This is a genomic window from Pseudomonas sp. PS01297, from assembly GCF_029959305.1.
GTDB classification, from domain to species: domain Bacteria; phylum Pseudomonadota; class Gammaproteobacteria; order Pseudomonadales; family Pseudomonadaceae; genus Aquipseudomonas; species Aquipseudomonas helleri.
In genome coordinates this window covers 1-10,750 of sequence record NZ_JASCPQ010000135.1, presented here as the reverse complement: position 1 = coordinate 10,750, position 10,750 = coordinate 1, and the positions used below count along the sequence as shown (strand labels likewise).

Here is a 10,750-nt window from a genome sequence, read left to right as displayed (position 1 = left end):
AGCTTGCCTCGCGATCTTTTAAAAGATCAAAAGATCGCGAGGCAAGCTCGCTCCTACCGCGCGTTTAACGGCGGGCAATGTCCGAAAAGTAAAACTTGTCCAAGGTATGCCGCGACTCGGTGTACTCAAACTGCCTGCCGTCCTGCAGGAATGTCTGGTTGCTCACCACAATCACGTGGCTTTGCCCATCCAGATCCAGGTGTAGTTGATCATCCTTGCTGCGCGGCACCGCTTCGATGGTGCGCTGGGCAAAGCTGATCTGCAGGTTCAGGGTTTGCTCGATATACGCGTAGATCGAGTGCTGCGCTATTTCTGGCGTCAGCCCCGGAATCAGCTCGCTGACGAAGCAGTTGATGTCCAGAATCACCCGTTTGCCATCAATGCGCCGCACGCGTTTGACGCGAGTGATCAGGCTGCCTGGCTCGGCGTCGATCTTGTCTGTCAGCGCGCCCTCCAGCGGGAAGTGCTCAAACTCAACCACTTCAGTGCTGACGTCATTGCCCAGGCTCGGGTAGGTTTCCTGGAAGCTGACGATGCCGCCCAGCTGGAACTCAATGGGGCTGGAAGACAACACAAACGTTCCTTTGCCATGGATCTTCTGCGCAAAGCCGCGTTCCTGAAGCTGCTCAATCGCCTTGCGCACGGTGCCGCGGCTGGCGTCGTAGCGGGTCATCAATTCTGTTTCGGACGGCAAGCGCGCACCGCGCGCCAGGCGCTCAGTGGTGATATTTGCAAGCAGATCGGTGTAGATCTGGCTGTATTTAGTCATAACGATGGCTCTATGCCGAAGGTGTTCAAGGCCCGAACCTTAAGGGTAGGGGGGGAGCAGCGCAAGCTCCGCGGTAAAGGCTCTGTTTTAGGAACATTCAGGCGCATTCTTCAGAGGTGGCTGATAGTGCTGATTGCCAACTACTGCACAGTAAAGCAGAGGCCACGGCTTATTTTTCAAACTCGTCTGTACCAGTTGTTGCTTTAACTCGTACAGACGAGTATTTTTCGTTTCGGCGTGCTGCCAAAACGACGCTCCATAATAAAAATTTCACGCGGAAGACAACGCATGAGCCACGATTATTCGAAGATTGCCGGTGAGTTGCTGCAATGCCTGGGGGGTGTCGACAACCTGGAGCAAGCTGCGCACTGCGTCACCCGCCTGCGCCTCGCGCTGAAAGACCCCAGCCTGGTCGATAGCGCAACCCTCAATCAGATTGACCTGGTCAAAGGTTCCTTCTTTACCGGTGGCCTGTACCAAGTGGTCATCGGCCCCGGCGACGTCGAGAAGGTCTATGCCGCCCTGCGCGAGCAAACCGGCCTGGCTGCGTCGACCATTGCCGACGTCAAGCAAAAGGGCGCCGACAAGGCCAACGCCATGCAGCGTCTGGTGCGGGTGTTCTCAGATGTGTTCATGCCGATTCTGCCCGCGCTGATCATTGCTGGCCTGTTGATGGGGGTGAACAACCTGCTCGGCGCCAAAGGCATGTTCATTGCCGACAAAACCCTGCTCGATGCCTACCCGTCGCTGGACGGGGTGTGGAGCCTGATCAACCTGATGGCCAACACCTCGTTCGTGTTCCTGCCTGCGCTGGTGGGCTGGTCGGCGGCCAAGCGCTTTGGCGGCAGTGAGATCCTCGGCATCGTGCTCGGCCTGATGCTGGTACACCCCGACCTGCTCAACGCCTGGAACTACGGCAAGGCCGTGGCCGGGCTGGACGGTCAAAGCCTGCCGTACTTCAACATTCTGGGGGTGTTCCAGATCGAGAAGGTCGGCTACCAGGGGCAAATCCTGCCGATCCTGCTGGCTGCATACGTGATGAGCGTGATCGAGAAATGGCTGCGCGCACGGGTGCCCAATGCCATTCAATTGCTGGTCGTGCCCATCACCACCATCGTCATTACCGGCGTGCTGGCGCTGGCGATCATCGGCCCGGTGACGCGTCACCTGGGCATCCTGATCACCGAAGGCGTGGTCATGCTGTTTGACCTGGCGCCGGTGCTCGGCGGCATGATTTTCGGCCTGTTGTACGCACCGCTGGTGATCACCGGCATGCACCACATGTTCCTCGCGGTTGACCTGCAATTGATCTCGACCCAGGGCGGCACGTTTATCTGGCCGATGATCGTGATGTCCAACCTGGCGCAGGGCAGCGCGGCGCTTGGCGTGTTCTACATGAGCCGCAACGTGCGCGAACGCAGCATGGCGTCTACCTCGGCAGTGTCCGCGTATTTCGGCATCACTGAACCGGCGATGTTCGGGGTCAACCTGCGTTACAAATTTCCGTTCTACGCGGCCCTGATCGGCTCGGCGCTGGGCAGCATTTTCCTGTCGCTGAACAAGGTCCAGGCCTCGGCGATTGGCGTCGGCGGCTTGCCGGGCTTTATCTCGATCATTCCGCAGTACATCCCGATGTTCGTCATCGGCATGCTGGTCGCGATCATCGTGCCGTTTGTCCTGACGTGCGCGCTCAGCCTGAAAATCATCCGCCCCGGCTACCGCGTGGCCTGACCCTCGTTCTGTAGTCGCTGCCGAAGGCTGCGATGGGCGGCGATGGGCACCGATGGGCTGCGAAGCGGCCCCTTCAACAAAGATTATGCAAGGAGCCTCTCATGCAAGACTGGCAGCGTTCGGTGATCTATCAGATCTACCCAAAAAGTTTTCACAGCCATGCGGGCAACGCCACCGGTGACTTGTTGGGCGTGGTCGACAAGCTCGATTACCTGCAATGGCTGGGTGTGGACTACCTGTGGCTGACGCCGTTTCTACGCTCGCCGCAGCGCGACAACGGCTATGACATCAGCGACTACTACGCCATCGACCCGAGCTACGGCAGCATAGCCGATTGCGAGCTGTTGATCAGCGAGGCCAAGGCCCGCGGCATCAAGCTGATGCTCGATATCGTGGTCAACCACACCTCCATCGAACACGAGTGGTTCCAGCAAGCGCGCAGCAGCCTCGACAACCCGTATCGCGACTTCTACATCTGGCGTGACCAACCCAACAACTGGGAGTCCAAGTTCGGCGGTTCGGCCTGGGAATACGAGGCGCAAACCGGTCAGTACTACCTGCACCTGTTTGACCACACCCAGGCCGATTTGAACTGGGACAACCCCAAGGTGCGCGCCGAAGTCTACAAACTCATGGGCTTCTGGCGTGACAAGGGTGTGGGCGGTTTCCGCCTGGACGTGATCAACCTGATCTCCAAGCCTGCGCACTTCCCGGAAGACAACACTGATGGTCGGCGCTTCTACACCGACGGCCCCAACGTGCATGACTACCTGCAAGAGATGCACCGCGAAGTGTTCGCCGGGCACGACCTGGTCAGTGTTGGCGAAATGTCTTCTACCAGCCTTGAGCACTGCATCCGCTACTCGCGGCCAGAGAGCAAAGAGCTGTCGATGACCTTCAACTTTCATCACTTGAAAGTCGATTACCCGAACATGCAAAAGTGGGTGCGCGCCGACTTCGACTTCCTCGCGCTCAAAGGCATTTTGTCGGACTGGCAAGTGGGCATGCAGGCCGGTGGCGGCTGGAACGCGTTGTTCTGGTGTAACCACGACCAGCCCCGTGCGGTGTCGCGCTTTGGTGATGACGGTGAGTTCCGTGTGGTCTCGGCGAAGATGCTCGCCACTGCCCTGCATTGTTTGCAAGGCACGCCGTATGTGTATCAGGGTGAAGAAATCGGCATGACCAACCCGGGTTTCGAACGCATTGAGCAGTACCGCGACGTCGAAACCCTGAACATCTATCGCCTCAAGCGCGAAGCAGGGGTGTCCCACGAGGACTGCATGGCGGCGATCCTGCAAAAGTCGCGGGACAACAGCCGCACGCCGATGCAATGGAATCAGCAGGCCAACGCCGGTTTCAGCACGGCAGAACCGTGGATCGGGATCCCTGAAAACGCCGCGCAGATCAACGTCGAAGCGCAATTGCATGACCCGGATTCGGTGCTGCATCACTATCGCCGGCTGATTGCGTTGCGTCGTGAAGAGCCGCTGTTGTCACACGGCGAATACCGCCAGTTGCTGGCCGAGCACCCGCAGGTCTGGGCGTATCTGCGCCAGGGCGAGGGCGAAAGCGTGCTGGTGCTCAACAACTTCTACGGCACCGATTGCGTGGTGGATTTGCCAGACGGCGTGATCAGCCAAGACATGGCCCAGCGCCTGTTGATCAGCAACTACGACGACCAGCCGACGCGTACGCAGCGCATCACCTTGCGCCCCTACGAGTCGTTTGCCGTGCACCTGACAACGCAATAACCCTGTAGGAGCGAGCTTGTCTCGCGATCTTTTGATCTTTTAAAAGATCGCGAGGCAAGCTCGCTCCTACAGAGGCTTTATCGGTTTCATCACAATAAAAATAAAAAGGCCACTCATGAACACAACCCTCAATCGCAGTATTTTCACCGCTTGCGTGTGCCTGCTGGCGCCGCTTTCGGCTAACGCCCTGGAGTTCGCCGGATACTTGCGCAGCGGCATCGGCAACTCGCTGGAAGGCGGCAAACAGTCGTGTTTCAAGCTGCCTGGCGCCGAGGCCAAGTACCGGTTGGGCAATGAATGCGAGCAGTATGCTGAGTTGGAGTTGCGCCAGGACGTCTATAACTTTGATGACGGCTCGGTCCTCAGCGTTGACGGCATGGCTTCGCTGTACAACCAATACAACCGCCAGCTGACGTTCCAGGGCGATAACGGTTCGGCGCGCTTGCCGCAGTTGTACGCGCAGTGGTCCAACCTGCCGAGCCTCAATGGCGGCTCGGTGTGGGCCGGGCGGCGTTACTACAAACGTAACGACATTCATATTTCCGACTTCTACTACTGGAACCAGAGCGCCACCGGTGCGGGCATCGAGGACGTGTTGATCGGCGGCCTGAAATACAGCTACGCGCTGTCGCGCAAAGACAGCTTGTATCAGGAAGACTACGTCACGCGTCACGATTTCAACGTCGCCGGGTTCAACACCAACCCGGGCGGGCAACTGGAGTTCGGCCTCAGCTACCTGGAAAAACCACAGCGCACTGACGCGCACAGTGGCTGGGCAATCACCGCGCAGCACGTCCAGAGCGAGTTTTTGGGCGGCAAAAACAAACTGGCCCTGCAATACGGCGAAGGCTCCGGCACGGGGCTGGGTTATACCGGCGATACTCGGCTGGATAACAGCAGCAAGCGCTACCGGATCGTCGAGTTTTTTGACTGGCAAGTGACCCCGCGTTTTGGCGGGCAGGTCGAGGCGGTGTATCAAAAGGACTTCCGCCCGGACGGCGGCAATCAGGAGTGGCTCTCGCTGGGCGTGCGACCGACCTACGCGATCACCGAGCAGTTCAAGCTGGTGACCGAGTTTGGGCATGATCAGGTGCGGGCCGCCGACGGCACGCGCAAGCTGAGCAAGTTCACCTTTGCGCCGACCTGGTCGCCCAACGGTCCAAGCTTCTGGGCACGCCCGGAAATCCGCTTGTATTACACCTACGCGAGCTGGAACGCCGCCGCGCAACGTGCGGCCAATGAGTTTGATGCAGGTTCTGCATTGTCTGACAGCGGCGCCTTTGGCTCGGCGCGGCATGGTTCCAACGCCGGTGTACAGATCGAGTACTGGTGGAAATAAGCGACGCTGCGGGGCTCGCGCTCCATCGGCATTTAACCGAATCAACTGCAGGTGAAGTCATGGTTACAACCCAACAACTGGAACTGCTGGCGCCGTTATCGGGTGTCCTGATGCCGCTTGAGCAAGTGCCTGACCCGGTGTTCTCCAGCCGTTTGATGGGCGATGGCCTGTGCATCGACCCGACGTCGCAGGTGCTCTGCGCGCCGCTGGCCGGTGTGATCAGCAACCTGCAGCACACCGGGCATGCCGTGAGCATTACCGATGCCAGCGGGGTGCAAGTGCTGCTGCACATTGGCCTGGACACGGTAAACCTCGGCGGCCAAGGCTTCACCTGCCTGGTTGAGAAAGGCCAGCAGGTCGAGGCCGGGCAGGCGTTGATCGAGTTTGATGCCGATTACGTCGCGCAACATGCACGCAGCTTGCTCACCCTGATGCTGGTGGTCAGCGGTGAAAGCATTACCGACGTGTCGGGCAGCGAAGTGCTGGTCGAGGCTGGCCAGCCGCTGCTGCGTGTGGGCGCGGCGGCGCAAGCTTCGACGCAGCAGGCGCCGAGCCAGGGTGACACGCTGTTTTCGCTGGCCATTGCGCTGCCCAACCCGAACGGCCTGCATGCCCGCCCGGCGGCGGTGTTTGCCCAGGCGGCCAAGGGCTTTGCGGCTACCATCGAGCTGCACAAACACGAGCAGCGCATCAACGCTAAATCGTTGGTTGCGATCATGACCTTGCAAACCAGCCACGGCGATGTGGTGCAGGTCAGCGCCACCGGCGAGGATGCCGAGCAGGCGATTCGCGTGCTCTCAGATCTGCTGTTAGCCGGTTGCGGTGAGGCGGTGACGCCCGTGGCCCAGGTTGCCACTGAAACTACTTACGCACCGGCACCTGAGGCGGTGCGGGTGGATGACGCCTTATTGCGCGGTGTTTGCGCGTCTTCCGGGGCGGTGTTTGGGCAGGTGGTGCAAATCGCCGCGCAGACCCTCTACTACCCGGAGGCGGGGGCGGGTGAAGCCTTTGAACGGGCGCAATTGCAACGCGCCCTGCTCGAAGCGGACACCGCACTGGACACCTTGGGCCGTGAGTTCAGCCAAGGCCCGCAAGGGCAGATCTTCAGTGCCCACCGTGAACTGCTGCAAGACCCAAGCTTGCTGGAGCAGGCCTACCCACTGTTGGCGTCGGGCAAAAGCGCGGCGTTTTCCTGGGCTGCTGCGGTTGAGGCAAACGAAAAGGTTTTCCGCAGTCTGGGCAATGCGTTTCTGGCGGAGCGGGCGCAAGACCTGGCAGATGTCGGGCTGCGCGTGCTCAAGTTGATTCTGCGGGTCGAGGACGCGGTTCAGGCTCTGCCTGACAACGCCATTTTGATCGCAGAGCAACTCAGCCCTTCACAAACCGCCGGGCTCGATAAAACCAAGGTGGTGGGGTTTGCCACCGTGGGTGGCGGCGCCACCAGCCATGTGGCGATTCTGGCGCGGGCCTTGGGCTTGCCGGCCATGTGCGGCTTGCCTGCGCAGGTCCTGAGCTTGGCCAACGGCACGCCGGTGTTGCTCGATGCCGAGCAGGGCGAGTTGCATGTGCGCCCCAGCGAAGCAGCGGTGGCAGCGCTGACGGCCAAGCGCGAGCAGCAACGTCAGCGCCAGGCGCGGGATCTGGCGCACGCGGCGTTGCGGGCGGACACTCGCGATGGTCGGCATATCGAAGTGTCTGCCAACATCGCCTCGCTGGCCGAGGCCGAGCAGGGCATGAGCCTTGGCGGTGAAGGCGTGGGCTTGCTGCGTTCTGAGTTCTTGTACCTGGAGCGCAGCAGCGCGCCGAGCCACGACGAACAGGTCGCGACCTACAGCGCCATTGCCCGTTCCGTTGGCCCTGACTACAACCTGGTGGTGCGCACGCTGGATGTCGGCGGTGACAAACCCTTGGCCTACGTGCCGATGGAACCTGAGGCCAACCCGTTTTTGGGCATGCGCGGGGTTCGCCTGTGTCTGGAGCGTCCTGAACTGCTGCGTGAGCAATTCAGCGCGATCCTGGCCAGTGCCGACCTGACCCGCCTGCACATCATGTTGCCGATGGTCACTCAGGTGTCTGAGTTGCGCCTCGCCCGCCAGTTGCTCGAAGAGCAAGCGCAACGCCTGGGCATTACGCGGTTGCCCAAACTGGGGATCATGATTGAAGTTCCATCCGCCGCGCTGATGGCTGACGTGTTCGCCCCTGAAGTCGACTTCTTCTCGATTGGCACCAATGACCTGACCCAATACACCTTGGCGATGGACCGCGATCACCCACGTCTGGCCAGCCAGGCCGACAGTTTTCACCCGGCGGTACTGCGCCTGATCGCCACGACCGTCAAGGCCGCGCATGCCCACGGCAAGTGGGTGGGCGTGTGCGGCGCGCTAGCGTCTGAATCGTTGGCGGTGCCGCTGCTGGTCGGCTTGGGCGTGGACGAGTTATCGGTGAGCGTCCCGTTGATCCCGACCATTAAAGCGCGGGTTCGTGAGCTGACGCTCAAGGACTGCCAAGTGTTGGCGCAGCAAGTGCTGGGGCTGGAAAGTGCAGAGCAGGTGCGTGCTGCCTTGCAGCCGTCGCAAACGGCTAACGTTGCTCATTCATTGGTGCTGGAGAACTGAACATGTTTGCAAAATTGCAGCAGGCTTTTTGGAAAGCATTGACCCCGGACTTGGTGGCGGATGAGCCCGCCCCCTATACGTCGACATTGCAGAGCGCGGTGGTTGCGGCCCTTGGCGGCGCCGGCAACCTCAAGTCCGAGCAGCGCGTGGCGTTGACCCGCATCCGCGTAGAGCTGAATGACACGTCACGCGTTGACCCTCACGCTCTGCGACTGGCGGGTGTGCCGGGGGTGATGACCCTGGCGGGCGGTGTGGTGCATTTGGTGGGCGTTAACGACTGAAAACTGCCCTCTCCCTAACCCTCTCCCGGCGGGAGAGGGGACTGACCGAGTTGTTCCACAAGATGCATCGACCTGAGAAATCGAATCGATTATGGATTCAATGGAGTCATTTCACGGTGCTGCACCTCTGCAATATCCCCCAGTCGGTTCCCTCTCCCTTGGGAGAGGGTTAGGGAGAGGGGCTTTTGCAGTCCGTCGTCACCCCACCCTTACTGTTTCGCAGTTGCAGGTGTATCGTATTCGCCTTTTGCGGGCGCTGAGCCCGCGCCGGATACGAGAGGTAGTTAAGTCCATGTCCTTTACCCGTCGACAAATACTCGGTGGTTTAGCCGGCCTGGTCGTGGTGGGTGTTGGCGCAGGGGGCGCTTCGCGTTACTGGTTGGGCAAGATGGCCGATGAGCAGGCCGGTCACGATTACGAGCTGATTGCCGCGCCGCTGGACGTCGAGCTGGTGCCCGGTCATCAGACCGAGGCCTGGGCCTTTGGCCCTTCGGCGCCGGGCACTGAGTTGCGGGTGCGCCAAGGCGAATGGCTGCGGGTACGGTTTATCAACCATCTGCCGGTTGCGACCACGATCCATTGGCACGGCATCCGCCTGCCACTGGAAATGGACGGCGTGCCGTACGTTTCGCAATTGCCGGTACTGCCAGGCGAATACTTCGATTACAAATTCCGCGTGCCCGATGCGGGCAGCTACTGGTATCACCCTCACGTCAATAGCAGCGAAGAACTGGGCCGTGGTCTGGTCGGCCCGCTGATTGTTGAAGAGCGCGAGCCTACGGGCTTCAAGCACGAGCGCACGCTGAGCATTAAAAACTGGCACGTCGATGAAGAAGGCAACTTTCTGCCCTTCAGCATCACCCGTGAGGCGGCGCGTGGTGGTACGGCGGGACGTTTGTCGACGATTAATGGCAGCCATGTGCCGACCATTGAATTGCCCGCCGGGCAAATCACCCGGGTGCGAATTCTTAACCTCGACAACACCCTGACCTATCGCCTGAATATTCCCGGTGTCGAGGCGCAGATCTATGCGCTGGATGGCAACCCCATCGCGCCGCGCCCGCTGGGCAAAGAATATTGGCTGGGCCCCGGCATGCGTATTTGCCTGGCTATCAAGGCCCCGGCGGCGGGCGAAGAGCTGTCGTTGCGCGATGGTCCGGTGCGTTTGGGCACACTGTTGTCGGTGGCCAATAACGATGCCCCTGCACAATGGCCGCCCGCCTTGCCGGCCAATCCGATTGCCGAGCCTGATGTCGACAAGGCCGAGAAGATCAATTTCAACTTTGAATGGGTCGGTTCTGTGTCCGAGAACCTGGGCACGGATCAGCCGCCGAGCCTGTGGCAGATCAACGGCGTGGCCTGGGACATCAAAGACAAAACCTGTGCTGACCGGCCGATTGCCAAGCTCAAGCTGGGCCAGAGCTACGTGTTTGAATTCAAGAACATGACCCAGTACCAGCATCCGATCCACCTGCACGGCATGAGCTTCAAGGTGCTGGCGTCCAATCGCAAAAAAATCACGCCGTATTTCACCGACACGTACTTGTTGGGCAAAAACGAGCGTGCCCGCGTGGCCCTGGTGGCCGATAATCCCGGCGTGTGGATGTTCCACTGCCATGTGATAGACCACATGGAAACCGGCCTTATGGCCGCTATTGAGGTTTCCTGATGCGACAAGGGCGTCAACCCCAGATTATCGACCGCAGCCGCGATCAAGACTTTATGCGTGAAGCGCTGGCGCTGGCGGCGCAAGGCGCGGCCTTGGGTGAAGTGCCGGTGGGCGCGGTGCTGGTGCAAAACGGTGAAATCATCGGCCGGGGTTTCAACTGCCCCATCAGCGGCAGTGACCCCAGCGCCCATGCCGAGATGGTCGCCATCCGCGCCGCAGCCACGGCGGCCAGCAACTACCGGCTGCCCGGCAGCACGCTGTACGTGACGCTCGAGCCGTGCAGCATGTGCGCAGGCTTGATCGTGCATTCACGGGTATCGCGGGTGGTGTTTGGTGCGCTGGAGCCCAAGGCCGGGATTGTGCAAAGCCAGGGGCAATTTTTTACCCAAGGCTTTTTGAACCATCGGGTGCTGTTTGAGGGCGGGGTGCTGGCCGACGAATGCGGCGCCATCCTCAGCGAATTCTTCAAGGCCCGCCGGGCGAAATAATCTGCTGCCCCCTGTAGGAGCGAGCTTGCTGTGGGAGCGGGCTTGCTCGCGATGAGATCACCTCGATATACCTGATGTACCGAGGTGTTCATATCGCGAGCAAGCCC

General features: G+C 60.4%; 8 protein-coding genes. 7 read left to right on the top strand and 1 reads right to left on the bottom strand.

Features of this window, described 5'->3' with window-relative positions; all coding sequences use genetic code 11:
• Positions 1 to 64: 64 nt before the first annotated feature.
• Positions 65 to 769, bottom strand: a complete 705-nt coding sequence (gene treR, locus QMX84_RS24565; protein WP_048367036.1) for a trehalose operon repressor — start codon at positions 767 to 769, stop codon at positions 65 to 67.
• A gap of 288 nt (positions 770 to 1,057) precedes the next feature.
• Between treR and treP the strand changes: the two genes are divergently transcribed.
• The 7 genes from treP (at position 1,058) to tadA (ending at position 10,643) form a co-directional block, all read left to right on the top strand.
• Entirely contained in the window at positions 1,058 to 2,500 is a 1,443-nt protein-coding gene (gene treP / locus QMX84_RS24560) for a PTS system trehalose-specific EIIBC component (RefSeq protein ID WP_048367033.1), read from the top strand.
• A gap of 101 nt (positions 2,501 to 2,601) precedes the next feature.
• On the top strand, positions 2,602 to 4,251 hold the full coding sequence (gene treC / locus QMX84_RS24555; RefSeq protein WP_282365002.1) for an alpha,alpha-phosphotrehalase: 1,650 nt from the start codon (positions 2,602 to 2,604) through the stop codon (positions 4,249 to 4,251).
• 115 nt (positions 4,252 to 4,366) lie between these two features.
• Entirely contained in the window at positions 4,367 to 5,590 is a 1,224-nt protein-coding gene (locus QMX84_RS24550; protein WP_282365001.1) for a carbohydrate porin, read from the top strand.
• 59 nt (positions 5,591 to 5,649) lie between these two features.
• Positions 5,650 to 8,205, top strand: coding sequence for a phosphoenolpyruvate--protein phosphotransferase (ptsP, locus tag QMX84_RS24545; protein WP_282365000.1), 2,556 nt, complete (start codon positions 5,650 to 5,652; stop codon positions 8,203 to 8,205).
• Positions 8,206 to 8,207: 2 nt separating this feature from the next.
• Positions 8,208 to 8,486 (top strand): PTS transporter subunit EIIB, encoded by a 279-nt coding sequence (locus QMX84_RS24540; RefSeq protein WP_282364999.1) that lies wholly within the window; start codon positions 8,208 to 8,210, stop codon positions 8,484 to 8,486.
• 292 nt (positions 8,487 to 8,778) lie between these two features.
• Complete coding sequence (locus tag QMX84_RS24535) at positions 8,779 to 10,155, top strand: multicopper oxidase family protein (RefSeq protein ID WP_123751437.1); 1,377 nt, start codon at positions 8,779 to 8,781, stop codon at positions 10,153 to 10,155.
• A complete protein-coding gene (gene tadA, locus QMX84_RS24530) occupies positions 10,155 to 10,643 on the top strand; it encodes a tRNA adenosine(34) deaminase TadA (RefSeq protein WP_048367027.1) in 489 nt (162 codons plus the stop codon). Before QMX84_RS24535 ends, tadA begins: the two co-directional genes overlap by 1 nt.
• The last annotated feature ends 107 nt before the right edge of the window (positions 10,644 to 10,750 follow it).

Coding starts and splice junctions, on each gene's coding strand:
- treR (WP_048367036.1), bottom strand. CDS start 769: ATGACTAAATACAGCCAGATCTACACCGATCTGCTTGCAAATATCACC.
- treP (WP_048367033.1), top strand. CDS start 1,058: ATGAGCCACGATTATTCGAAGATTGCCGGTGAGTTGCTGCAATGCCTG.
- treC (WP_282365002.1), top strand. CDS start 2,602: ATGCAAGACTGGCAGCGTTCGGTGATCTATCAGATCTACCCAAAAAGT.
- QMX84_RS24550 (WP_282365001.1), top strand. CDS start 4,367: ATGAACACAACCCTCAATCGCAGTATTTTCACCGCTTGCGTGTGCCTG.
- ptsP (WP_282365000.1), top strand. CDS start 5,650: ATGGTTACAACCCAACAACTGGAACTGCTGGCGCCGTTATCGGGTGTC.
- QMX84_RS24540 (WP_282364999.1), top strand. CDS start 8,208: ATGTTTGCAAAATTGCAGCAGGCTTTTTGGAAAGCATTGACCCCGGAC.
- QMX84_RS24535 (WP_123751437.1), top strand. CDS start 8,779: ATGTCCTTTACCCGTCGACAAATACTCGGTGGTTTAGCCGGCCTGGTC.
- tadA (WP_048367027.1), top strand. CDS start 10,155: ATGCGACAAGGGCGTCAACCCCAGATTATCGACCGCAGCCGCGATCAA.